Here is a 25,822-nt window from a genome sequence, read left to right as displayed (position 1 = left end):
GCGGTTAAGTAAATAGTAACTATTTCTTATTCTTACCGTTTTTGTAAATCACTTTTTCTACAACAGATGTCTTTCCATTTCCTTTAGGGAATTCTTTCTTTTTAGGTTTTCCAGCTGCTGGACCCGATTTAGAAGGAGCTTTATCGCCTCTTCCTCTTTCAGCATCTTTTGCGCTAGCTTTAAATTCTGGTCTTTCTTTAGTGCTGTCTTTCTTTGGTATTTCAGCTTTATGTTTTGCTAAAACATCATTTGGGTTTTTCGGGTTTTCTTTCGTTCCTCTTAAATGAATTACCAATCCGTTTAAGAAATTACGTAAAACCTGATCACCACATTCCATGTAATTTTCATGATCTTCGGCTCTAAAAAAAGCGCCCAATTCTGATTTTGTAATTCTAAAATCTACTAATTCTAAAATTTCAACTATTTGGTCGTCACGGAGCATCAAAGCCACGCGAAGTTTTTTTAGGATATCGTTGTTTGTCATCGTTTAATTTTTTACAAAGGTACGTTTTAAAACTAATTTGATTACAATTTATTAAGTTGAGCTAAGTTTTTTTGCCACGAATTTCACGAATTTTCACAAATTAAAACTTTACCGCAATGCAATTAGTGAAAATTAGTGTCATTCGTGGCGACCTTTTCACTCCTTTTTTAGCTATTTTCGTTTAAAATATTTACTAATTTGTCCAAATCTTCATGCAAATGATTGGCAGTTATGACAATTCTATTTAGATTTCTTTCGTTTTTCTGATATTTAAAATTGGCGATGATAATCTTGTTTTCTTTTAATTTCCCGATTAGATTTTCGTTTTCTAAATAGATTAGCGGGTAGTTTCTATCAAATTTGATTGTGTCATTTTTAAGTAACTTTCGATCCATATAATCCAGATTTTCGAGTAATTTTTGATGCTGAATTTTATAAAGATTTGAAGCATCGGACAAAGTCTGAACAAATGCAGGATTCATTCCGGCGGCAGAAATAAACGTGTCCAGATTTTTTATTTGATTGATGAAAGAAGCGTCACTTGCGATAACGCCGCCGTTTAGACCAAACGCTTTTCCTAAAGACGAAACTGTAATTTTTCTTTTAATTGGAAGATTGATTTCAGAATAAATTCCGCAGCCATTTTTTCCTAATATTCCAAGAGAATGCGATTCATCAATAACAAGTGTAATTTCTTTATGATTCGGAATTTTTGCTAAAACCGATAAATCGATTGCTTTAGTTTGAAAAGACGGAACGCCATCTGTGAGAATTGTAATTCTCTCTGAATTAGAATCTAACAAACGAGGATTTATTTCATCGTTTAAAAATACAGGTAAACTATTCGTTTTAATAGCGTTGTGAATATCGCTAAAGTGAAAAAAGCAATCTGTATTTTTACTCAATTCGTCGATCACCATTTTTCCTGCAAGCATTCCTGACGAAACCGTAACGGCACTTTCGGCTTTGATATGATTGGCTAGAAAAGCTTCCCCATTTTCATAAGCTGTTAATTTTATATTTGCGCTTCTGGAACTTCCGTAAGTGGTTCCCCATTTCTTAATGTTGTTGATTACCAATTCCTGAAAGTCTTTATTAGTTGGTAATCCTAAATAGGCAGTTCCTCCAAAATACAAATAATGTTTGTGGTCAATCTCAATAATTCTATCCGGAAATTGGCTGACATTCATAACATTTTAGATTAAAGTAACTCCCGTTCCGTTAAGTTCAGAGTAATGAATTACGCCATTTTTTATCGTTACTCCGGTTGCAATATCCTGGGCTAAAAGCAAAGCGCCATCCATATCGACATAATCTAATTGAGGCAACAAATGCGCAATTGCCGAAATTCCTACTGTTGATTCGGTCATGCAGCCCACCATTGTTTTTAAACCTAGTTTTTTAGCTTCTTCGATCATGCGTTTTCCGGGAGTTAATCCGCCGCATTTTACCAATTTTACATTTACGCCATGAAAATGGTTGAAACATTTGGCAACATCTTCTTCTATAATACAGCTTTCATCGGCAATTATGGGTAAAACCGAATGTTTGAAAACTTCTTTGTGAGCATCCCAATTATCCGCTTTCATGGGTTGTTCGAGAAATTCTACGCCTAATTTTTTAAGTTCAATGGCATTATTAATCGTTTCCTCAACGCCCCAACCGCAATTGGCATCAATTCTAAAAATTGCATCCGTGTGTTTGCGAAGTTCTTTTACGATTGCGATATCTTCTTTGGTTCCAAGTTTTATTTTATAAATAGGCCACGGAAGTTCCTGCATTTTCGAAACCATTTTTTCTATAGAAGCAATCCCGATTGTGTAATCTGTAAGCGGATTATTTTCGATAGTATAATTCCATAATTCGTATAGTTTTTTGCCTTTTTCACGGGCATAAAGATCATTATAAGCTAGATCTAAAGCGCATAAAGCAAACATATCGCTTTTTAAATATGGATATATTTTTGCCCAAAAAGCATCGGGAGTTTCATCATCAGTACTTTCGATTAAAGTTCTGATTTTTTCTAAATCCTGAATCATTACAGGAACAGTAGTTTTGTAATACGGATTTGAAGTTGCTTCTCCAAAACCCGAAAAACCATCGCTTTTTAGTTCAACAATCAAAGAAGGCTGAAAATCAATCGATTCTCTGGAAATGGTAAAAGTATGTTTTAATTGTAAATTATATTCTCTTAAAATTAGTTCCATAATGAGTTCGAATGGTTTTTTATATTTCAAATAAAACAGCGGTAATCCACAACAATACAAAAGTATGAACCTCTAATTGTGAGTTCTTTGCATTTTAGATTTAAAAACAATATTTTAGCTAAAAATAATAAATTGATGAATACCGAAACACAAAAGAGAAGTTTACTTTTAGAAATGATTGCTTTTTCTACTGTTGATGGGCAATTGCATAAAAGAGAATATGAATTTTTGTGGTTGGTGGCTAAGGAATTAAATATTGAATTAGCTGTTTTTAAGGATTTATTTCATCAGGAACATTCGACTCAGGTTATAAAATCTGAGTTTCAAAGGATTCAGCAGTTTTACAGATTAGCGCTTATCATGTATTGCGATGGTATTTTGCATGAAAAAGAAGCCAAAGCGATACAGCAAATTGCGATCGAGATGGGATTGAATCCAAATGCAACCAAACGCGTTTTAGATTTAATGAAAGAAGCTCCAAACGCTATAATTGATCCTAAAGTTTTATTGAAAGTTTTTCAGGAACAACACAATTAAGCCAATTGTTCCTGTAGTTTTTTAATATCGTCACGCAATTTAGCAGCTTGCAAAAAATCGAGTTCTTTTGCTGCTTTTTCCATTGATTTGCGTTTTTCGCGGATCATTTTCTCCAATTCAGATTTCGATAAATAAGCCGTTTCCGGTTCGGCAGCAGCAGATAATGTATGACCCAATTCGTATTCTACCAAAGGATTTTTGGTAAAAGCACTGTCGATTTTTTTATTTAGAGCTTGAGGTACAATGCCATGTTCTGTATTATAATTAATCTGTTTGGTTCTGCGATATTCGGTTTCGTCAATTGTTCGTTGCATACTTGCCGTAACTTTATCAGCATACAAAATTGCTTTTCCGTTCAGGTTTCTTGCCGCACGACCAATAGTTTGCGTCAGAGATCTGTGATTACGAAGAAAACCTTCTTTATCAGCATCTAAAATCGCAACAAGGGAAACCTCCGGTAAATCAAGTCCTTCACGAAGTAAGTTTACCCCAATAAGAACATCAAAAATACCTTTTCGCAAATCCTGCATAATTTCGATACGTTCCAGCGTATCTACTTCAGAATGTATGTAACGACAACGAATGTTTACTTTAGTTAAATATTTGGCTAATTCTTCGGCCATTCTTTTAGTCAGCGTAGTTACTAAAACCCTTTCGTCTAATTCGCAGCGCACCTGAATTTCTTCGATAAGATCATCAATTTGATTCAAGCTTGGTCTTACTTCGATAATTGGATCTAATAATCCCGTTGGGCGAATAATTTGTTCTACATAAATACCATCTGTTTTTTGTAATTCGTAATCTGCGGGTGTTGCAGATACGTAAATTACCTGATTTTGTATGGCTTCAAATTCTTCAAATTTCAAAGGCCTGTTGTCCATTGCGGCAGGTAATCGGAAACCGTATTCAACCAGATTTTCTTTACGGCTTCTGTCGCCTCCATACATGGCATGAACCTGAGAAACGGTTACGTGGCTTTCGTCAACAACCATCAAATAATCACTTGGGAAATAATCTAATAAACAGAACGGTCTCGTTCCGGCTTGTCTTCCGTCAAGATATCTGGAGTAATTTTCGATTCCGGAGCAATATCCTAATTCCCGTATCATTTCTAAGTCAAAATTGGTACGTTCTTCCAGACGTTTGGCTTCAAGGTGTTTTCCTATTTCTTTAAAATAATCAACTTGTTTGACCAAATCTTGCTGAATTTCCCAAATGGCGCCTTGTAGAACATCCGGAGATGTTACAAACATATTAGCGGGATAAATAGTAAGTCTTTTAAATTTTTCAATCACTTGTGAGGTCTTGACATCAAATGATTCTATTTCTTCGATTTCGTCGCCAAAAAAGTGTATTCTGTAAGCGTCATCGGCATAACTGGGATATACTTCGACCGTATCACCTTTTATTCTAAAAGTTCCCGGATTAAAATCGGCCTCAGTTCTGGCGTATAAACTTTGAACGAGACTATGAAGTAATTTAGTTCTCGAAATAGCCTGATCTCTGGTTATTTCAATTACATTTTTTTTAAATTCAACTGGATTTCCAATACCATATAAACACGAAACAGAAGCGACAACCAAAACATCCCGACGTCCTGAAAGTAGGGAAGAAGTCGTGCTTAAACGCATTTTTTCGAGCTCTTCATTGATAGATAAATCTTTCTCAATAAAAACTCCTGTTACAGGCATAAAAGCTTCTGGTTGGTAATAATCGTAGTACGAAACAAAATATTCGACCGCATTATTTGGGAAAAATTGTTTGAACTCAGAATACAATTGCGCTGCCAAAGTTTTGTTGTGTGCCAGAACTAAAGTAGGTCTCTGAACTTCCTGAATAACATTTGCCACCGTAAATGTTTTTCCGGATCCGGTAACTCCTAATAAAGTCTGGTATTTTTCGCCATCGATTACACCTTGCGAAAGCTTTTCGATTGCTTGTGGCTGATCACCTTTTGGACTATACTCTGAGGATACTTGGAAATTCATTTTTGACTGATGAAAAGATTAGTTTTGTAAAGATACAAAGTTTGAATTCTATAAAAAAGAGTTGCCACGAATTCAAGAATTTATATCAGTTTGAATTAAATTTAATTCGTGAATTCGTGGCAAATTTTAAGATCTTATTCTAAAAAATTAATCGTGGCATCATTTACTATTTTCGACTGATCGATGGATAAAAAATGTCCAGCATCTTTAATAGTTTGGGTTTTAACCTTGCTTAAATATTTATTTGCCCTTTCTAAGCTTTCTTCAGAATTGATGACATCATGATCGCCTATTAAAACTAAAACGGGATTCGTAATCATTTTTAATTCATCATCAGAAAAGGGATGCATTTTTAACATACTTGAATTCGATTTGGCATATTTATTAGCCAAATAAAATTGTCGTTTGTAAATAGGACTAATTTTTTCAGGATGTGTTGAAAATGTATTTAGTGTCTTTCCAAATTTCTTTTCGCTTGGAAAAAGTTTTAGCATTAAAGCAGAAGTCGTTTTACCAACTTTATCAATAAATTTAAAGGTTTGCGCCGGACTTAACAATACTATTTTATCGATTGAGTTTCCTTTTTGAGTCGCTAATAAAGTGGCAATCCAGCCTCCTCTTGAAGCTGCGACAATATCAAATTTCTTTAATTTATAATGATCGAAAATTTCGTTGTATAAAAGTAGAATTTCTTCTGAGGATAAGGGCTTCGAAGTCAAAGTAGATTTGCCTGGTTCCATCATAAAATCAATGGCATATATGCGATGTTTTTTAGCTAAAACTTTTATATTGGGATACCACATTGTTGAACTGGCATCCATTCCGTGAAGTAAAACTAAATCTTTTCCGTTTTTTGGACCCGCCATAATAACGTGAGCCGTTCCGTAAGTAGTTTTTATATTTTCTTCGGTATAAGGAATATCCCAAAGTTTTAAGGCTTTGTCGTATGATTTGATATAAGCTGTTTTTTCGCTTTTGGTTTTAAAAACATAATCATCAAATTTTACTTTTTTAGTCGAAGAACAACCAGTAAGTATAAGTAATAATGCTAGTCTAAAGTATATTTTTGGCATAGTTTGTAAAATTCAATTCACATTAAAGGTACGTAAATTGCGCACCGATAAAGTATCAGAATTTTAATTTAAAGTATCAAAATTATAATGTTTTAAGATTTTGATTTGTATGTTTTATGCGTAAACTGATTGTGGATATAAAAGTTATTTATTAAAACTTCCAGGCTTTTTGCTGACTTTCGCTTAAAAAAGTCCAGGCAACAATGCGGCTGTTTTTTTGACCCTGAGCCATGTCGATGGTTTTTATTGAAGATGCGTTTACTTTGTTTAAGGTTTTGTAAATGCTGGAAAGGTTTTCTCTTTTTGAAACCAAAGTAGTGAACCAAAGACATTGCATAGCAAATTTTGAGCTTTCGTAAATCATTTGGGTAATAAAACCAATTTCTCCGCCATCGCACCATAATTCGGCATTATGACCTCCAAAATTTAAAATAGGATTTGTTTTTTTCTTTTCCTTTGTTAAGTTCGAAACTTTACGAACAGTACTTTGATTTGCATCTTCGGCAGAAGAATGAAATGGGGGATTACACATCGTGAAGGTAAAACGGTCTTCGGGCGTGATGATATTTTTGAAGATAAAACGAGATTCCGTTTGTTGCTGTAGACTTATAGCATCAATTAATTTTGGATTTGCTTCGATGATTTTACTGCAATTTTCTATTGCTTTTTCATCGATATCAGTTCCAACAAAACTCCAGTCGTAAATAGCATTTCCTAAAATAGGATAAATACAATTTGCTCCGGTTCCTATATCTAAACCTAAAACAGAAGATCCTTGCGGAATGATTCCGTTATTGGTTTGGGCAAGTAGATCAGCTAAATAATGAATATAATCAGTTCTTCCGGGAATAGGCGGACAAAGATAATTTTTAGGAATATCCCAGTTTTGTATGTCGTAATAGGTTTGTAATAAAGCTTTGTTAAGCAATTTTACCGAAACAGGATTACTAAAGTCAATCGTTTCGATTCCGTGAACATTTACGGCAACCTGCGGTTTTAGTTCTGGACAATTCGCAATAAGAAGTTCAAAATCATAACGGGAACGGTGAAGATTTCGAGGATGTAAATTATTTTTTTCGGAATTGTCTGTTTCTTTCATTTTGTGAATTTCCGTGCAAAGATAGTCATTACTTTTTGAGAAAGACGTAATTATGAAAACGATTGCTTAGCCCTGATGGAAGCGGCATCCTTTTTCCGGTTCCTTTAACCGGGAAAAGATATAGCGAACAGCAGGAAATAGCTCCTAATCCATACATTCCATTAGCAATAAATCGCCATCTGTGTGCGTAATACTGACCAAACCATCCTGAAGGACTGAGTTGCTGCTTCCGGTTCTGTAGCCAATTGTTAAGGTATCATTTTTAAGAGGATATAATAAATTGGTAGAATTAATGCCGTTAACCACGCCAATAGGAATCAATGAAATGGGGGTTTTTGCCGTATACCATTTCTCGAATTTATTGGGTAATAAGAATATTTTAGAATGATCGTCGAGAATAACAATTTTAAGTAAATTGCGGTAGCGAACAATATTTGTAAGGTTGGTAATAGTATGATCTGCACGTTTTCCGGTTGCCCAAACTACGTTTACTGCGGGGATTTTTCTGGCGATCAAATAATCAAAAGCTTTCTCTAAATCTGTTTTATCCTGATCCGGAGTGTGTACAATTTCGATAGGATATTGTGACGTTTTGTAGATTTCAGGATCAAAACCACGATCAAAATCGCCTAAAAGCACATCGACTTTTATGCCTAAAGGTATAACCCTTTCTATAGCCGAATCGAGTACGATAACCAGTGGCGACCATTCGAGCAATTGTCCTAATAATTCCGGATTACAAGCTGCTCCGTTTGCAATAATTAAAGCTGGTTCCTGGTCGTCGCGTACGATATGGTGTGATGACATTTAGTTTTTTGATTTGAAATGTGCTGTAAATGTACGAAAGGTTGAGATTTTAGTCCCGAAGTTTCAAGATAGATTTTTATGAAAGTTAATCAGTTTACAGTCGAAGTGTTCAGTCTCAGTATTCAGTCTCAGTATTTACCGCAAACTGTAAACTGAGACTGAATACTGAGACTGAATACTGTAAACTGCGACTGAATACTGTAAACTGCGACTGAATACTGAGACTGGTAAACCGCCACTAAACCAACCTTCTATGATAATTGATTTGTCCTAAATGATAGGCTAAATGTGTTGCAAGATGAACTAAAAAATAACCGGTTGTCATTTCTTTTTCGAAAACAATTTCCGGATAAATTGCTTCCAGATCTTCTTCGGTTAAAGTATCTAAAGCATTATTTACGACTAGAATTGTTGCTTCAATTTTAGCTGTTAATTCTGATTTTGGGATGTCTTTTAGTGAAAACTCTAAAGGTCGATCCCGAATATAACCGGTTTTTCCAATTTGTGCTCCAATATAAGTATTGATGTTTCCTATGAGATGTAAACAAAGATTTCCGCCTGAATTTGAAATGCTTTTATCAATTGCCCAAAGTTGATTTTCGTTTTGGTACGATTCGATTTCGACTTTTAATTTGTTGAGATCTCTGTTAAAAAGTGATTTTAAGGTTTCAATTAGCATGATTCTAGGCTTTATTGGTTATTGGTATCCAGATTTCTTCTTCAGAATCCGGATGTTCTTTTTTATATTGATCTCCCATTACAGCAAAATGAGGTCTTTCATCTACAGTATATTCTGAATTTGGAAGCCATTCTACAAAAATAGAATGATAGGTTTTATGACCTTCACTTTGTGGACCTTTATGTATAAAAACTGCATATAAACCACTCGGAATTACCAAAGGTTCCATTTCTGAAGGGATTTCATCAAAATCAGTAACTTCAACTGCCGCCCATTTTTCGAAAGTATTGCCTGGTTCAAAATTGTCGAAATGACCGTCAGGGAAAACCTCAAGGGAATATAAATTAGAATCAATTGAATTTTTAATGTCTTTTCGATTTGGCATAAATGAACTCCATAATTGAAAAGTTTTATTTTCGATAAATGACATAATGATGTATTTACCAATTAGTTTTTTCTCTGACAAAATCTCAATTCTGGCTTCCATTATAATAATTATTGAATTTTATATTTTTTTATGTCGATTTCGCTAAGCGAAAAATAACCTAACGGATAATTTGATTTATCTGTCATATTAATGATATTTCCTTTTACGGTTGCGGGAGGAGATTGAAAAGGTCCGCCAACATTACTTCCGGCAATGCTTACCAGAATACTCATGTAATTATAGTATTGTTTAGAAATTCCGTAATGTGTCATTTCTACTTCATCTCCAATTTTTAACTCGTCATCATCTGATGAACTGAAATATTCATTTCCCTGAAAAAATTTATCTTCACTAACATAATATGTTGAAGTAACTTTATTAGAGTACACATATTTAAACAAGTAGAAATTATCTACATCTGCCGGATCGTTAAAGAAGGCTTTGGTCTCAATATCTTTTCCTGTAAAACCGCCTTCATTATTTTGTTCTATTCGGGTTATTGGTGCTACAGATTTCATTGTTTCAGTAGCAGTATAAGTGATTCCGTTACTAATTACGGTTAAGGTATAATTCTCGTCGATTACCGGAATGAAATTAGTACAAACATATCGTCCGGTTTTTTGAGCTTCGGTAAAGTTGAATTGTACGTTTTGACTGTTTGTTATAAAGACTGTCGCTCCGGAAACTGTTGGAATCACATTTTCGAAATAACCCGTTGTGGTCGTAAGTTTTATAGTTTGTTGTTTTCCTGAAGTACCTTTTTGCCAGTTTATAGCGGCTTCGATTACTAATTTTGGTGCAGCGGTATCAAGATCAACATCGACAACTTCCTCACAACTTGTGAAGAAAATCGATAGGAGAAGGACAATTAACAAGGATGCTTTTTTCATGATATATCTTTTGTTTTCTTTTTACGGAAAATGTTTTTTTAAAATTTAAAATTATAGCTAACAGCAGGAACGATTCCAAAAATTGAAGTTTGTACAGCTTCATTTGCACCAGTATCAACGTTTTGACGGAAATTGATCGAAGCTGCATTATGACGATTGTAAAGATTGTAAATGCTAAAAACCCATTCTCCTTTCCAATTTCGATCTTTATTTTTTCTTGGTGTCAAAGTTGCCGAAACATCTAAATGGTGATACGCCGGTAAACGGTTTTCATTTCTTTGTCCGTAGCTGGGAACCGTAATTCCTAAATATTCATATTGACCGTTTGGATACGTTACAGGCTGACCGGATTGCAAAGCAAAGTTAGCTCCAAAAGACCATTTCTCATTTAAATTGTAAGCTGATGTAATGGCTAAATTATGCGTTTTATCATAAGCAGAATTATACCATTGTCCGTTATTAATTCCTGTTTCTTCCGGAGTTCTTCCCGGTGTTTGCTGTTCTGATTTTGATAAAGTATACGAAATCCAACCGTTAAATTTACCTTCGTTTTTCTTTAGCATAAATTCTAATCCGTAAGAGCGCATTCTTCCGTTCAGGATTACTTGTTCGATAGCGTCATTTGCAATTAAATCTGCGCCATCGATATAATCTAATCTGTTTTGGATTTTCTTGTAATAGGTTTCAACTTCTACAGAATACGCACCATTATTTATGTTTCTAAAATAACCCAAAGCAACCTGATCTGCAATTTGTGGTTTAATATAATTATCACTTGGCATCCAGACATCAAGCGGAGTAGGCGATGAGGTATTGGATATCAATTGAAGATATTGCGCCATTCTGTTATAACTTGCTTTTATGGCTTCATCATCGTTTAATTGATAAGAGGCAGAGAAACGAGGTTCTAAATTGTTGTAGTTCTGGATTTGTTTGTTTTTGCCAAAATATTGAGTCGATGTTGGTGTCGCTTTTTCATAAATCTGCATTTGAGTATTGAAAATAACGGGCTCGTTATTGTCGTAATAATTGATTGTTGAAGCGCCTAAACGGTAAAATAAACTATAACGCAATCCATAAGAAACTGTAATTCTTTTAGAAAGCTGATTTTCGGCTTCAATATATAAAGAGGGTTCAAAGGCGTATTTTTTGTCTAATTGATCCGGATTAATTCCTGAAGTCTCATTGCTTGGTTTGATAGTTCCGGGATTAAATTCATAGTAAATTCCGTTTAGCCCGTAATTTAGTTTGAATTTATCTGAAATATAGTTTTTGAAATCATATTTGATATTATAGTTCTTAATTCCGGAATCCCATTTGAAACCTACAAAATCTAAATCCAGACCATAATAGTAATCACTGTAAATCAAGGACAGATTAGCAAATAATTTATCAGAGTATAAATGATTCCAGCGTAAGTTCAGGGTTGCATTTCCGTAGGTATTTGTAAAGCTTTTATTCAGGCTAAACACGTCACGGCCAAAATAACCGGATAAATACAAACTATTATTATCATTTAATTTATAACTTAATTTTGTATTTAAATCATAAAAATAGGCTGAGTTATCTTTTTGGTCTTCTGACAATTTTAAAAATAAATGAGCATAAGAAGCTCTTCCACCAATTAAGAACGAACCTTTGTCTTTTACAATTGGACCTTCGGCAAGAATTCGGCTTGAAATTAAACCTATTCCTCCGTTTACATGAAACTCTTTACTGTTTCCGTCTTTCTGATAAATATCCAATACAGAAGAAGCTCTTCCGCCATAACGAGCAGGAATTCCGCCTTTATATAATTTTAAATCCTTTATAGCATCGGGATTAAAAACAGAGAAAAAACCAAATACGTGAGAAGAATTAAATATTGTAGCCTCGTCTAATAAAATCAGGTTCTGATCTGCGCCGCCACCTCGAACATTAAATCCAGAAGCACCTTCGCCGGCATTTGTAACCCCGGGAAGCAACAAAATCGATTTTAGAACATCGACTTCGCCCATTACAACAGGCATTTTTTTTATGGTGGCAATAGAAAGTTTATTGGCACTCATTTCTGGCGATTTAATATTGATTTTGCCTCTGTTATCTTTAATAATAACTTCCTGAAGCTCTTCGCCGCTTTCGTTTATGGCAAAATTATTTTTGGTATTTTGATTTAGGGTAACTGTTTTTTCAATGGTTTTGTAACCAACGTAACTAATTTCGATTTCATACTCACCTTGAGGAGCAGTAAGGGAATAAAAACCATATTCGTTTGTTGTAGTTCCTATTTTTAAAGACGGAATATAAACATTGACACCAATTAGGGTTTCATTATTTTTAAAATCTGTTATCGTGCCGCTAAGTGTAAATTTTTCCTGAGCAAATGAAGTCAAAGTCGTGAAAAGGAGGATAAAAAGAAGGCCAATTTTTTTTGTAATCATTGTCTTGTATTTGAATCACATAGTTAACAATTCTTACTAAATATTTTCATAGAAAGATTGTTAAACATTAGTTAAGAATACCTTCTATTTGTTACAGGTTTTAGAGTTTTTATTTTTTTAGACTTTTAAAATTCTATTCATTGCTTTTTCTTTATTTGGTAATTTATAAAAAATAATACTGAAGATTATACTCAAAAAAAAAAGACAACCGTTTAAAGGTTGTCTTTTTAATATATAAATCTTAGAGACGCACCAGAGCGCATCTTTTATTGATAAACTATTTTATTTCAGCAAGAATTGCATTAAATGTCGCACTTGGGCGCATTGCTTTGCTTACTAACTCAGGAGTTGGTTGGTAATAACCACCAAGAGTTTGAGGTTTTCCTTGTGCAGCAATTAATTCAGCATCGATTTTATCTTCGTTAGCTTCAAACTGAGCAGCAATTGGAGTAAAGATTGCTTTTAATTCAGCATCTTTATTTTGAGCTGCAAGAGCTTGTGCCCAATAGAAAGCAAGGTAAAAATGAGAACCACGGTTATCGATTTGTCCTACTTTACGAGCTGGAGATTTATCGTTTGCAAGGAATTTATCATTAGCTTCGTCAAGAGTTTCAGATAAAACAATTGCTTTAGAGTTGTCTAAAGTTTGTCCTAAATGCTCTAAAGACGCACCAAGAGCTAAAAATTCTCCTAATGAATCCCAACGTAAATATCCTTCTTCAGTAAATTGCTCAACGTGTTTAGGAGCAGAACCTCCGGCACCAGTTTCGAACAATCCACCACCATTCATTAACGGAACGATAGATAACATTTTAGCCGAAGTTCCTAATTCTAAAATTGGGAATAAGTCAGTTAAATAATCACGTAAAACGTTTCCTGTTACAGAGATAGTATCTAAACCTTTGATGATTCTGTCTAAAGTAAATTCAGTTGCAGCAATTGGGTCCAAAATACGAATATCAAGATTCGTTGTATTGTGGTCTTTTAAATATTTTTGAACTTTTACGATCAATTCTCTATCGTGCGCTCTGTTTTCGTCTAACCAGAAAACAGCAGGAGTATCAGACAAACGAGCTCTGTTTACAGCAAGTTTAACCCAATCCTGAATAGGAGCGTCTTTAGCCTGACACATTCTAAAAATGTCATTAGCTTCAACGTTTTGCTCCATTAAAACAGTTCCTTTATTATCTACAACACGAACAACTCCGTCAGCTTTCATCTGGAAAGTTTTGTCGTGAGATCCGTATTCTTCAGCCTTTTGAGCCATTAAACCTACGTTAGGGACACTTCCCATTGTTTTAGGATCAAAAGCACCATGTTTTTTACAAAAATCAATAGTTGCAGTGTAGATTCCGGCATAAGAACGATCCGGAATTACAGCAAGAGTATCTTGTTGTTTTCCTTCTTTATTATACATCTGTCCAGACGTACGAATCATTGCCGGCATAGAAGCATCAACAATAACGTCAGACGGAACGTGTAAGTTTGTAATTCCTTTATCAGAGTTTACCATTGCAAGAGCAGGTCCGTTTTCGATAGCTTTCGTAATATCAGCTTCAACTTCTGCTTGTTCAGGTCTTCCTGCAATTTTTGCATAGATATCACCTAAACCGTTTCTTGTATCAATGTTTAATTCAGCAAATAAAGTTTCATATTTTTTAAAAAGATCAGCAAAATATACTTCAACGATAGCGCCAAAGATAATTGGATCTGAAACTTTCATCATTGTAGCTTTTAAATGCACAGAAAGTAAAACACCTTCTTTTTTTGCATCGGCAATTGCACCTGCAACAAAAGTTTTTAAAGCGTGTAAGTTCAAAACAGAACTATCAATTATTTCACCAGCTTTAAGCGGCGTACTTGCTTTAAGAACAGTAGTTGTACCGTCTTTTGCTACGAATTCAATTTTTACATCATTAGCTTCAGCAACAGTAAGTGATTTTTCGCTTCCGTAGAAATCACCGTTTGGCATAGAAGCAACTTTAGTTTTTGAGTCAGCAGACCAGGCACCCATTGAGTGCGGATTTGCTTTTGCAAAATTCTTAACCGCTCTAGGCGCTCTACGATCAGAGTTTCCTTCACGTAAAACAGGATTTACCGCAGAACCTAAAACTTTAGCATATTTTGCTTTAGCATCTTTTTCGGCATCATTTTGAGGATCTTCCGGATAATTAGGAATTTTGTAACCGTGAGATTGCAATTCAGCAATAGCCGCTTTTAATTGTGGTACAGATGCAGAAATGTTTGGTAATTTAATAATGTTAGCATCAGGTTGTGTCGCTAACTGACCCAATTCTGCCAAAGCATCTCCGGTTTTTTGAGCATCTGTTAAAAGCTCAGGAAAATTTGATAAAATTCTACCTGCCAAAGAGATGTCTCTAGTTTCAATTGCAATACCTGCAGTAGCAGTAAATGCCTGAACAATTGGTAAAAAAGAATAAGTCGCCAACAATGGCGCCTCATCAGTTAAGGTGTAATAAATTTTTGAATTCTGTGTCATTTTTTTTTTTTTTTTATAATCGTATCGTCAGGAAATGGCGATGTAAAAGGTATATTCGGCTCAAAACGAGCGGAGCAAATATAATAAAAACAGTCCGAAAACGGTGTAGTTTTTCTCATAATTACCGAAATTATCAGATTGTTAATTCGGCTTCAATTAATTGTCAAATCGATGATTTTGATATTAAAAAATTACAGTTTTGATGAATCACGGGTAAAAGTCGAAGATTTCTAAAAACGAAAACCCTAAAGTTGTGTAAATCAATTTTAGCTTTAGTTGTTTTTGTCTGAAAAATTGTATTTTTGGATAAAAGCAAAAAAACAAGCAAAAGATGTAAGATACATTCTTGAATATGTTTTTTACTATTGTTACTTATTACACTTAATTATTATCTTTGAATTATGAGCACACTAACAAAACCAAATCATATAGGGCGAAAAATTAGCCGTATTCGTGAACTTCGAGATATGAAGCAAGAAGCTTTGGCGCAGGCTTTAGGCATGAGCCAACAAACGGTTTCGGCTATTGAAAACAGTGAAACGATAGATGACGAAAAACTTGCCGAAGTTGCAAAAGCGCTTGGCGTAACTGTTGAAGCCATTAAAAGCTTTTCAGAAGAAAATATGATTAGCTATTTTAATAGTTTTCATGATAATAGTATCAATAACGGTCATTTGGGACATAATAATAATTGTACTTTCAATCCATTAGATAAATTAATTGAAACTTTTCAGGAAAAAGAAAAGCTTTACGAACGTTTACTACAATCTGAAAAAGACAAAATCGAATATTTAGAAAAGCTATTAAATAAATAGAATTCCAAATTTTCATTAATACAAACCGATGCTTTATGAGTGTCGGTTTTTTTATTTTGGGCGTGTCCCTCCGGGTCGGGCTATCCGCTACAAGTCCTCGCACTTCCTTCGTCAGGCTGTGGGCTTTCCACTTCTATCCCTCACGCAAACTTTTTGATAGATAAAATCCATCCCTACAAAATAAATCGAGCCGAAGGCTCTTTAGATAAAGTTCCGGAGGAACGGTGCATTTTATAGCAACGTCCCGAAGCTTCGGGATTAATCCGTTGAAATAATGTATGTAGTGCAATCTCAGAAACCTTACAGGTTTTTAAAACCTGTCGGGTTTGGCGTAAACAAGCACCTTTCGTTTAACTTGTCATTTCGACCGAAGAGAGAAATCACACGCGGGATTCGACAAAGATTGGCGACTTTGATTGCGTCCCGAAGCTCGACAGTAATCCGTAGAGTTTGTCATTTCGACCGAAGAGAGAAATCTTCGCAAGTAACTCCGCAACGATAATCTAATCTTTGCCGAATTCCGCGTGTGATTTCTCGTTCCTCGAAATGACATAAATGCTTAATACATAATCTGAGAAACCCGACAGGTTTTTAAAACCTGTCGGGTTTGGCGTAAACAAGCACTTTTCGTTTAATTTGTCATTTCGACCGAAGGGAGAAATCACACGCGGGATTCGGCAAATATTGGCGACTTTGATTACGTCCCGAAGCTCGACAGTAATCCGTAGAGTTTGTCATTTCGACCGAAGAGAGAAATCTTCATAAGTAACTCCGCAACGATAATCTAATCTTTGTCGAGCTTCTCGCGAAGATTTCTCCTTCGTCGAAATGACATAAATGCTTAAAATATTATATTGAGATGAATGGATTAAAATCCATCCCTACAAAATAAATCGAGCCGAAGGCTCTTTACACAAAGTTCCGGAGGGACGATACATTTTGTAGCAACGTCCCGAAGCTTCGGGATTAATCCGTTGAAATAATGTATGTCACACAATCCCAGAAACCCGACAGGTTTTTAAAACCTGTCGGGTTTGGCGTAAACAAGCACCTTTCGTTTAACTTGTCATTTCGACCGAAGGGAGAAATCACACGCGGGATTCGACAAAGATTGGCGACTTTGATTGCGTCCCGAAGCTCGACAGTAATCCGTAGAGTTTGTCATTTCGATCCCGAAGCGTCGGGAGAGAAATCTTCGTAAGTAACTCTGCAACGATAATCTAATCTTTGTCGAATTCCGCGTGTGATTTCTCCTTCGTCGAAATGACATAAATACTTAAAATATTATATTGAGATGAATGGATTAAAATCCATCCCTACAAAATAAATCGAGCCGAAGGCTCTTTACACAAAGTTCCGGAGGAACGATACATTTTGTAGCAACGGATTTTAATCCGTTGAAATAATGTATGTCGCACAATCCCAGAAACCCGACAGGTTTTTAAAACCTGTCGGGTTTAGCGTAAAGTAAATTCAGAATATTTTAAAAAACAGGCACAAAAAAAAACTCGTTTCAAATAAATGAAACGAGCTTTTTTATAACAAATCGATAAATGATTATCTTCTTTTATCTTTAATCTTAGCTTTTTTACCAGTAAGTTCTCTGAAGTAGAAAATTCTAGCTCTACGTACAGCTCCTTTTTTGTTGATTTCAATTTTCTGTAAAGCTGGTAAGTTTACTGGGAAGATACGCTCAACTCCAATAGCTCCTGACATTTTACGGATAGTAAAAGTTTCTGTGTTACCAGAACCTCTTCTTTGAATAACAACTCCTTTGAAAAACTGAGTTCTTGTTTTTTCACCCTCTTTAATTTCGTAGTAAACTGTGATAGTATCTCCAGCTCCGAAAACAGGGAAATCTTTTTTAGCAACTAATTCGGTTTGAACGAATTTCATTAAATCTGCCATGATATCTTGTAATTATGGTTTTTATATAGAGCAACATTCACGGATCTCGCCAGAGGTTAGTCTAATTCGGGTGCAAATGTATAAAATAATTATGAATTATAAATTGTTAATTATAAATTATTTTAAGTTGTTGATATGTTCTAGTTTACAGTCTCGGTTTACAGTCTCAGTTTTTATCTGGCAATCTGAAAACTGAGACTGAAAACTAATTATCCAGCAATCAAATTCACTGAAAACTGAGACTGAGACTAAGACTGAGACTGTAAACTAATCTTGTCCTTCAAGTAAATCCGGACGTCTGTTCTTAGTATGTTCATAGGCCATATCTTCGCGCCATTTGTCAATTTTGGCAAAGTGACCGCTTGTTAAAACATCAGGAACTTTCCATCCTTTATAATCTGCTGGTCTTGTATATATAGGTCCTGAAAGTAAATTATCCTGAAAACTATCTGTCAATGCTGATGTTTCGTCGCTTAAAACACCAGGAATTAATCGAATTAAAGCATCAGATAAAACTAAAGCGCCTAATTCTCCGCCAGATAAAACGTAATCGCCAATAGAAATTTCTTTGGTAATAAAATGATCACGAACACGTTGATCAACACCTTTATAATGTCCGCATAAAATGATAATGTTTTCATACATCGACATTGTATTTGCCATTTTTTGGTTCAGCGTTTCTCCATCTGGCGACATATAGATAATCTCGTCGTATTCACGTTCGGTTTTCAAATGTGTAATACAAGCATCAATTGGCTGAACGGTCATTACCATTCCGGCGCCACCGCCAAACGGGTAATCATCTACACTTTTTTGTTTGTTTGTGGTATAATCGCGTAAATTATGAAAATGTACTTCGACCAAACCTTTGTCTATGGCACGTTTCATGATCGAAGCCTCGAATGGGCTTCTTAATAATTCAGGCAAAATCGTAATAATGTCAATTCGCATTTTTTTTCTTCAATAGTTCTGTGCGGCAAAGATACAAAGTTAATATTTGAGAAATTAAACAATTATATAGACATGTTTAATAGTGCTTTTTTTAGCTAATGTGCTTGATTAACAATTTGTTAAACAATTAATTAGGTAGAAATTATATAAGAAATAAATTTTTTCTTGTAAATTTATGCGACTGATTTTCAATTAATATTATAATGTGAATTTTTTACTAAAAAATAATTTTTAAATTGACTATTATGATGAAGAAGATACTTTTTTTAATTGCAATTATGGTTTTGCAATCTTGTGCAAGTACTAAAAACACAAACGATAATTGGATCGGACAATCAAAAAAAAATCTAATTAAAAGTTGGGGAACTCCAATAAGAACCTTAAATAATGGTGAACAAGGAGAGATACTTATTTATGGAGAACAAGTTTATGAAAATGCTAATAATGATATGGGTTCTAGAATAGCGGGACCTAATTATTGGACTTATCAATTTGTATACATAAATAAGGAAGGGAAAATTTACTCTTATAGAACAGATAAACAGCAACATACACCTCAGGAAATTGCTGTAAAATAGAAAACCGATTAATTACTAAAGATTTTATTTATTTCGATAATTTTAAAGAAGAAGGCGAAAAGTAGATTTGGGTTTTAGGTTTATTATTTTTTTGACTTTTAAGATCAATAGAAATTATTGTTATTTAGTAGGTTTAGTCCCTACGGGACAAGGCTTTGTGTTTTTTTTTGCTACCAATATTTTGTTCCTAGCGGAACATTCGTCTCAATTACCTAATATTCATCTCATTTTTTATTTCTAAATAATTATAAGTTTCTATAATTAGAAATTTAATTATTCATCTAAGTTTTTCAATTCAAAACTAATCCCCGTATTATATAAAAAGTAGCTTTATTCTTATTTTAATAATTATATTTGCAATTGAATATTATAATATTGTGAGATAGTTTTTGTGTATAAATCCTTTAATCCATTAGAAATTAAATAATTGATTATAAATAAAAACAACTTTCTCATTTGTAGATATGCATTAGGAATACATAATTGATAGAGAACAAAAAGTAGCTTCCTTATTTATATATATTCCGCTAGGAATCACATATTGGTAGCAAAAAAAAATATAAATTAAATAATGTCCCGTAGGGACTATATATTATGGCAAATACATACACGCAAATACATATTCATTTTGTTTTTGCGGTAAAATTTAGACAAGCTATGATACACAACGACTGGAAAGATCAACTCTACAAGTACATAGCCGGAATTGTAAACAATAACAATCACAAACTTTTAGCTATAAATGGTATGCCAGATCACATTCATATTTTAATAGGAATTAGACCGGCACAATCCATTTCTGATTTATTAAAAAATATTAAACAAGATTCCTCAAAATGGATTAATAAAAATAAGTTTTTGCCAAATCATTTTGAATGGCAAGAAGGTTATGGAGCTTTTTCATATAGTAAATCACAGTTAGCTGCTGTAATAAATTATATTAATAATCAGGAATTACACCATAAGAAGAAAACTTTTAGAGAAGAATATATTGATTTTCTTGAAAAATTTGAAGTTGATTATGATAAAAAATTTATTTTTAAGGAATTAATATAATATCATTTTTCAGTAGAATGCCAAATCCAAAAATAAAAATACTTGCTATAACAGGCAGTACAAGAAAGAATTCAAGCAATTACAAAATTCTAAAATTTATTGCTGAGCAAATTAATAATTCATTTGAGATTGAAATTTTCGAAGATTTAGATCAAATTCCCCATTTTAATCCGGATTTAGATACAGAGAATCCTCCAAAGGAGGTCGAAGATTTTAGAAATAAAATTAATCAAGCTGATGGAATTATCATTTGTACACCGGAATATGTTTTTAGTCTGCCCGGAAGTTTAAAAAATGCTTTAGAATGGTGTGTTTCGACAACAATTTTTTCTAATAAAAAGACAGGATTAATAACGGCTTCCGCATCAGGAGAAATGGCGCATGAACAGTTAATTTTAATTATGCAAACGCTACAGGCTAAACTCGAAGACAACACACAACTTTTGATACAAGGTATTCGCGGAAAAATTAATGAGGAAGGAAAAATTATAAATGAGGAAACGGAGATCGCTCTTCAAAAGTTTATATCTAATTTTGAAAATCAATTTTAATTACAGTAATTAATTATCTCTTTTTGAATAGATATGGTCACAAGAAGAAACTTTATAATCAACACCGGTTTGGCTGCAACAGCAGTTTTAGCCATGCCATCATTAGCTTTTACTATGGATAAAAAAGAAATAGGTTTGCAGTTGTATACCTTACGCGATGAAATTTCTAAAGATGTAAAAGTAACTTTAGAAAAAGTAGCTGCTGCAGGATTTACAACTGTTGAAACGTATGGTTTCTCGATCAAAGATCAATTCTGGGGATTGTCTCCAATTGAATTAAAGAAAATATTAGACCAAAACGGACTTAAAGCTGTTAGCGGACATTATAACTTGGGAAGTTTTTTAGCAGATGGAAATACAACAGAACTAAAAGCTGCAATTGAAGCCGCTACAATTCTAAAAAGTGACTATCTAACGATTCCCTGGGTTGATGAACCTTTTAGACAAAATATTTCAGATTATAAAGTTATTGCAACACGCTTAAATGAAGCTGCAAAAATGTGCCAAAAAGCAGGTTTAAAACTGGCGTACCACAATCATGATTTTGAATTTCAAAAACATGACGGAGTTACGGGTTATGAAATTTTATTAAAGGAAACCGATAAAGATCTGGTTTATTTTGAGTTAGATTTATATTGGGTTGTTCGCTCAGGAAATGATCCCGTTCATTTATTTGCAGCAAATCCGGGACGTTTTAAAATGTGGCATGTAAAAGATATGGACAAGCTAAATCCAGCTTTGAATGCAGAAATTGGTTCAGGTTCAATTGATTTTAAAACCTTTTTTAAACAAGCAAAACAATCCGGTTTGAAACATTTTTTTGTAGAGCAGGAGAATAATTACAATCCTGATTCTTTTGAGTCAATTAAAACGAGTTGTGCTTTTATTTCTAAAAATTTGCTTTAGAATTAAACCCGTTAAAAAACATTATTTTTGTATAAAATCAATTAAAAAACAGATATGCAAAGTTTAGGATCAAGCAAAGAATTTATAAAAGGAGATGATGTAGAATGGGAAGTAGTTGGCGAAGGAATCAAACGCAAAATCCTGGCTTACGATGATAGAGTAATGTTGGTAAATGTTCATTTTGAAAAAGGTGGCATAGGAGTTTTGCACGAACATTATCATACACAGGTTACCTATGTTTCGAGTGGGAAATTTGATGTTACTATAAATGGTGTTACTGAAACTCTAAAAGAAGGAGACAGTTTTTATATTCCGCCTCACGCAATTCATGGAGTTGTTTGTTTAGAAAGCGGTATGCTTACAGATGTTTTTGGTCCTGCAAGAGAGGATTTTTTAAAATAGAATTAAATAAAGAAATCAGGAAGCGTCTGTGTTTTCGCAATAGCGAATCCGTTTAATCAGCGTCAATTTTTAGAAACACTAATGACGCAAATTCACACTGATTTTATAAAAAAAATAACTTTAATTATAAGTTTAGATTAAATATTGATGGTATTTTTGCAAAATGAATTTATCCAAAACGAATGTCTTATTTATGGCAGCTTGCACTGGACTTATAGTTGCAAATCTGTATTACTGCCAGCCTTTAATTGTTTTAATTGCCAACGAATTTAAAATTCCCGAAGCCAGCGCAGGAACAATAACCTATCTAACTCAGGCGGGTTATGCGATTGGGTTGTTCTTTATGGTTCCGTTAGGAGATAAAATAGAGAGAAAAAAGCAAATTTTAATGACCACTTTTGCCTCTGTAATTGCTTTAATTCTTGCGGCTACAGCAAAAAGTTTCTTTCTGTTGCAAATTGCTTCTTTACTGATTGGAATTACTTCAATAGTTCCGCAGCTTATTTTGCCTTTGGCAGCTTCATTAAGTGCGCCGGAACAACGAGGTAAAGTAGTTGGAACCATTATGAGCGGTTTACTTGTTGGTATTTTATTATCAAGAACTTTAAGCGGATTCATTGGTGAGATTCTAGGCTGGAGATCGATGTTTTATATTGCAGCCGGAATTTGTTTGTTGATCTTTTTTGTGATTCAGAATAAATTTCCCGTTAATAAACCGCAATTTCAGGGAACGTACGGTCAGTTAATTCAATCTCTTTTTACACTTATAAAAACACAGCCAATTTTACGTGAAGCTACAATAATTAATGTGTTTAGTTTTGCACAATTTGGCGCTTTTTGGGTTACAATGGTTTTGTTGCTTTCAGGAGAACCTTTTCATTACAGTAGCGCGACAATTGGTTTGTTTGGGATTGTAGGTGCTTCAGGAGCTCTAGCAGCGCCTTTGGTAGGTAAAATGGGAGATAAAGGAGGTTCGAGAGTAGCTGTAGGTTATGGTTGTTTATTGATTTTAATAAGCTTTTTGATTTTTTATTTTTCAATAGAAAGCGTAATCGGAATTGCGATTGGAATCGTTTTTATTGATATAGGAATTCAGGGAGTTCATATTTCAAACCAAACCCGTGTTTATTCATTACTTCCCGAAGCCAGAAACAGATTAAATACCGTATTTATGTCCTTTAGCTTTTTAGGAACTGCAGCCGGATCAGCGTACGGATTATTATTGTGGAAATTAGGAGGATGGCACGCCGTAACTATTGGTTGCGTAGCTTTATCAGCATTGTCATTTACAGTTTACGGACTTACTTATAAATCATCCCGAAGCGTAGGGACTAAAAAATAGAAACCACAAATTGATATAAAATTAATTTGTAAATTTGCATTTAAATTAAAAATAACAACAATGGAAAACGGAATATACGCTAAATTCAATACCAGTAAAGGTTCGATTTTAGTAAAACTAACACACGATTTAACACCAGGAACCGTAGGGAATTTTGTAGCTCTTGCAGAAGGAAATATGGAAAATAAAGTAAAACCGCAAGGACAAAAATTCTATGACGGATTAACGTTTCACAGAGTAATACCTGATTTTATGATTCAGGGTGGTTGCCCAAAAGGAACTGGAACTGGAGATCCTGGATATAAATTTGATGATGAGTTTCACCCAAGTTTAAAACACGATCGTCCGGGAGTTTTAGCAATGGCTAATTCAGGACCTGCAAGTAATGGTTCTCAATTTTACATTACTCACGTTCCAACTTCTTGGTTAGACGGAAAACATACTGTTTTTGGTCATGTAATCGAAGGACAAGATATCGTTGATGCTGTTGCTCAAGGTGATGCATTAGAAAATGTTGAAATTATCAGAGTTGGAGAAGAAGCAGAGAAATTTAATGCTATTGAAGCTTTTGTAGGTTTAAAAGGTGCACGTCTAAAAAGAGATGCAGCTTTAAAAGCTGAATCTGAAGCTAAAATGGAACAATTGGCTGCTGGTTTTGATAGAACAGACAGTGGTTTACGTTACAAAATGATTAATAAAGGAGATGGTAAAAAAGCAGAAGCTGGTAAAACAGTTGCAGTTCATTACGAAGGTTCTTTAGAAAGCGGAAAAGTTTTTGATTCATCTTACCCACGTAAAAAACCAATCGAATTTAGATTAGGTCAAGGTCAGGTTATCGAAGGATGGGATGAAGGTATTGCCTTGTTACAAGTGGGTGACAAAGCTCGTTTTGTAATTCCGTCTGATTTAGCTTATGGTGCTGCAGGTGCAGGAGGAGTGATTCCACCAAACGCAACTTTGATTTTTGACGTAGAATTAATGGAAGTAAAATAAGCATATTAAATACAATTTAGTATTGTTTTAAATTAGAATCCCATTTGCCAAGGCGAATGGGATTTTTTTATATTTACTCATCAAATATAGAAAAACAATGAAATCAAAGATCTTAATTCTGGCTGCCGTAGTATTGCTTGTAGTTTCATGCGGAACTCAAAAGTCTGCTGCAGTTGCAACAACAGAAACAACTGCCGCTCCGGTTACTGAAACTACAAAAAGTACAGCATTAACACCTGAATTAGCCGAAGCTAAAAACTTGTACGAAAACAGTTGTGGAAGATGCCATAAGTTATATGAGGCAAACAAATTTACTCAGGAAGAGTGGAAACCAATTTTGGCAAGAATGCAGAAAAAAGCGAAGTTAGATGATACTCAAATGGTTTCGATATCAAATTATATCAACTCTCAACTATAAGAAAGTTGTGGTTGTAGAATCATAAAACTATTCAGTACGCTGTATTGGATAGTTTTTTTTGTTTAGAATTAAACATAAAAAAACACCTTCACGAGTGAGGTGTTTAAAAAATTATAAGTCGCTTTCAGTCGTATTACTAACCGCAACTATTTTTAAAGTCTTTATTCCAGCCGGTAATTCCCAATCTACTTCGTCGTTTTCTTTAAAGCCAATGATAGCAACGCTTAAAGGTGCAAGAATTGAAATTTTACTTTGTTTTACATCTGCAAAAGAAGGTAAAACGATCTGAATCTTCATTTGTTTTTTTGCTTTTACGTCTTCGATGGTTACGATAGAATTTATTTTTACGATAGAATTATCCAGTTCGCTTTCTTTGCTGATTATAGCACGATCTAATTCCTGTGAAAGCTGATTCGCCTCTTTAGCGTTTGTTGAATTTTTACTTTTTAAGATTAATTCTCTTAAAAAATTATAATCTGTTTTACAGAATGTGGGTGTTGGTTTCATAACTATATTTTATTAATATTAATATTATTGAATGTTCGTGTTTTGTATTTCTTTACAGGCTGATAAGCATAATTATTATTTCAAATTGCATTTTTGCAAATCGAAATTTTTGTAATAATGTATGTTTTGGAAATTTTTGATTGAAAAAACCAGAAAATTATTTGAGAGAGAATTTACTCTTCCAAATAAAATAAATGATTAAATCGTGGTATAAATCCTCCGCCTGAAAGAAGAAATTGAAATAGACGGAGGCCTAATTAATAAAGGCCTTACTATGTGAAATA

General features: G+C 34.0%; 25 protein-coding genes. 10 read left to right on the top strand and 15 right to left on the bottom strand.

The window, feature by feature from the left end:
* Positions 1–19: 19 nt before the first annotated feature.
* From ASF10_RS07335 to ASF10_RS07325, 3 genes are all read right to left on the bottom strand, one after another.
* The gene (locus ASF10_RS07335; RefSeq protein WP_056247213.1) at positions 20–484 is read right to left on the bottom strand and encodes a DUF1456 family protein; all 465 of its coding nucleotides are present in this window, start codon (positions 482–484) and stop codon (positions 20–22) included.
* Positions 485–651: 167 nt separating this feature from the next.
* A complete protein-coding gene (locus ASF10_RS07330) occupies positions 652–1,674 on the bottom strand; it encodes an aminotransferase class I/II-fold pyridoxal phosphate-dependent enzyme (protein WP_056247211.1) in 1,023 nt (340 codons plus the stop codon).
* A gap of 6 nt (positions 1,675–1,680) precedes the next feature.
* Complete coding sequence (locus ASF10_RS07325) at positions 1,681–2,691, bottom strand: dipeptide epimerase (RefSeq protein WP_056247209.1); 1,011 nt, start codon at positions 2,689–2,691, stop codon at positions 1,681–1,683.
* Between the two features lie 135 nt (positions 2,692–2,826).
* Between ASF10_RS07325 and ASF10_RS07320 the strand changes: the two genes are divergently transcribed.
* Positions 2,827–3,228: a hypothetical protein gene (locus ASF10_RS07320; RefSeq protein WP_056247208.1), complete on the top strand. Its 402-nt coding sequence runs from the start codon at positions 2,827–2,829 to the stop codon at positions 3,226–3,228.
* Here ASF10_RS07320 and uvrB read toward each other — a convergent pair.
* The 9 genes from uvrB to ASF10_RS07275 form a co-directional block, all read right to left on the bottom strand.
* A complete protein-coding gene (gene uvrB, locus ASF10_RS07315) occupies positions 3,225–5,216 on the bottom strand; it encodes an excinuclease ABC subunit UvrB (protein WP_056247206.1) in 1,992 nt (663 codons plus the stop codon). The genes ASF10_RS07320 and uvrB overlap by 4 nt on opposite strands.
* Before the next feature lie 134 nt (positions 5,217–5,350).
* Positions 5,351–6,289, bottom strand: a complete 939-nt coding sequence (locus ASF10_RS07310) for an alpha/beta fold hydrolase (RefSeq protein ID WP_056247204.1) — start codon at positions 6,287–6,289, stop codon at positions 5,351–5,353.
* 151 nt (positions 6,290–6,440) lie between these two features.
* Entirely contained in the window at positions 6,441–7,388 is a 948-nt protein-coding gene (gene rlmF / locus ASF10_RS07305; RefSeq protein WP_056247202.1) for a 23S rRNA (adenine(1618)-N(6))-methyltransferase RlmF, read from the bottom strand.
* 144 nt (positions 7,389–7,532) lie between these two features.
* On the bottom strand, positions 7,533–8,195 hold the full coding sequence (locus tag ASF10_RS07300; RefSeq protein WP_056247199.1) for a thiamine diphosphokinase: 663 nt from the start codon (positions 8,193–8,195) through the stop codon (positions 7,533–7,535).
* Between the two features lie 238 nt (positions 8,196–8,433).
* Positions 8,434–8,874, bottom strand: coding sequence for a DinB family protein (locus tag ASF10_RS07295; protein WP_056247197.1), 441 nt, complete (start codon positions 8,872–8,874; stop codon positions 8,434–8,436).
* A gap of 4 nt (positions 8,875–8,878) precedes the next feature.
* On the bottom strand, positions 8,879–9,361 hold the full coding sequence (locus ASF10_RS07290; RefSeq protein WP_056247195.1) for a GyrI-like domain-containing protein: 483 nt from the start codon (positions 9,359–9,361) through the stop codon (positions 8,879–8,881).
* An 8-nt stretch (positions 9,362–9,369) separates the two neighbouring features.
* Positions 9,370–10,191 carry a DUF4249 domain-containing protein gene (locus ASF10_RS07285; protein WP_056247193.1) on the bottom strand — a complete coding sequence of 274 codons (822 nt, stop codon included), beginning with the start codon at positions 10,189–10,191 and terminating at the stop codon, positions 9,370–9,372.
* 38 nt (positions 10,192–10,229) lie between these two features.
* Positions 10,230–12,611 (bottom strand): TonB-dependent receptor, encoded by a 2,382-nt coding sequence (locus ASF10_RS07280; protein ID WP_056247191.1) that lies wholly within the window; start codon positions 12,609–12,611, stop codon positions 10,230–10,232.
* Positions 12,612–12,888: 277 nt separating this feature from the next.
* Positions 12,889–15,111 (bottom strand): NADP-dependent isocitrate dehydrogenase, encoded by a 2,223-nt coding sequence (locus ASF10_RS07275; RefSeq protein WP_056247189.1) that lies wholly within the window; start codon positions 15,109–15,111, stop codon positions 12,889–12,891.
* A 401-nt stretch (positions 15,112–15,512) separates the two neighbouring features.
* On the opposite strand from ASF10_RS07275, the gene ASF10_RS07270 reads away from it, so the two are divergent.
* The gene (locus ASF10_RS07270) at positions 15,513–15,926 is read left to right on the top strand and encodes a helix-turn-helix domain-containing protein (protein ID WP_056247187.1); all 414 of its coding nucleotides are present in this window, start codon (positions 15,513–15,515) and stop codon (positions 15,924–15,926) included.
* 1,557 nt (positions 15,927–17,483) lie between these two features.
* Here ASF10_RS07270 and rplS read toward each other — a convergent pair.
* Entirely contained in the window at positions 17,484–17,834 is a 351-nt protein-coding gene (gene rplS / locus ASF10_RS07265; protein WP_055098496.1) for a 50S ribosomal protein L19, read from the bottom strand.
* 267 nt (positions 17,835–18,101) lie between these two features.
* A complete protein-coding gene (gene trmD / locus ASF10_RS07260; RefSeq protein WP_055098495.1) occupies positions 18,102–18,785 on the bottom strand; it encodes a tRNA (guanosine(37)-N1)-methyltransferase TrmD in 684 nt (227 codons plus the stop codon).
* Positions 18,786–19,030: 245 nt separating this feature from the next.
* Between trmD and ASF10_RS07255 the strand changes: the two genes are divergently transcribed.
* From ASF10_RS07255 to ASF10_RS07220, 8 genes are all read left to right on the top strand, one after another.
* Positions 19,031–19,363, top strand: coding sequence for a hypothetical protein (locus tag ASF10_RS07255; RefSeq protein ID WP_241774924.1), 333 nt, complete (start codon positions 19,031–19,033; stop codon positions 19,361–19,363).
* A 594-nt stretch (positions 19,364–19,957) separates the two neighbouring features.
* The gene (gene tnpA / locus ASF10_RS07250) at positions 19,958–20,419 is read left to right on the top strand and encodes an IS200/IS605 family transposase (protein ID WP_056247185.1); all 462 of its coding nucleotides are present in this window, start codon (positions 19,958–19,960) and stop codon (positions 20,417–20,419) included.
* Between the two features lie 17 nt (positions 20,420–20,436).
* Positions 20,437–20,970 (top strand): NADPH-dependent FMN reductase, encoded by a 534-nt coding sequence (locus tag ASF10_RS07245; RefSeq protein WP_056247183.1) that lies wholly within the window; start codon positions 20,437–20,439, stop codon positions 20,968–20,970.
* 33 nt (positions 20,971–21,003) lie between these two features.
* Positions 21,004–21,876 (top strand): sugar phosphate isomerase/epimerase family protein, encoded by an 873-nt coding sequence (locus ASF10_RS07240; RefSeq protein ID WP_056247181.1) that lies wholly within the window; start codon positions 21,004–21,006, stop codon positions 21,874–21,876.
* Positions 21,877–21,930: 54 nt separating this feature from the next.
* Positions 21,931–22,278 carry a cupin domain-containing protein gene (locus ASF10_RS07235; RefSeq protein ID WP_056247180.1) on the top strand — a complete coding sequence of 116 codons (348 nt, stop codon included), beginning with the start codon at positions 21,931–21,933 and terminating at the stop codon, positions 22,276–22,278.
* 193 nt (positions 22,279–22,471) lie between these two features.
* A complete protein-coding gene (locus ASF10_RS07230) occupies positions 22,472–23,620 on the top strand; it encodes an MFS transporter (protein WP_241774923.1) in 1,149 nt (382 codons plus the stop codon).
* A gap of 60 nt (positions 23,621–23,680) precedes the next feature.
* A complete protein-coding gene (locus ASF10_RS07225; protein ID WP_056247175.1) occupies positions 23,681–24,613 on the top strand; it encodes a peptidylprolyl isomerase in 933 nt (310 codons plus the stop codon).
* A 97-nt stretch (positions 24,614–24,710) separates the two neighbouring features.
* Positions 24,711–25,031, top strand: coding sequence for a cytochrome c (locus ASF10_RS07220; RefSeq protein ID WP_056247173.1), 321 nt, complete (start codon positions 24,711–24,713; stop codon positions 25,029–25,031).
* A gap of 111 nt (positions 25,032–25,142) precedes the next feature.
* On the opposite strand, the gene ASF10_RS07215 is transcribed toward ASF10_RS07220, so the two are convergent.
* On the bottom strand, positions 25,143–25,538 hold the full coding sequence (locus ASF10_RS07215) for a GreA/GreB family elongation factor (RefSeq protein ID WP_056247171.1): 396 nt from the start codon (positions 25,536–25,538) through the stop codon (positions 25,143–25,145).
* Positions 25,539–25,822 lie beyond the last annotated feature (284 nt).

The organism is Flavobacterium sp. Leaf82, from assembly GCF_001422725.1.
In the GTDB taxonomy this organism is placed as follows: domain Bacteria; phylum Bacteroidota; class Bacteroidia; order Flavobacteriales; family Flavobacteriaceae; genus Flavobacterium.
Note: the sequence above shows the minus strand (reverse complement) of the source record. Positions and strands in the feature narration are given on the sequence as shown.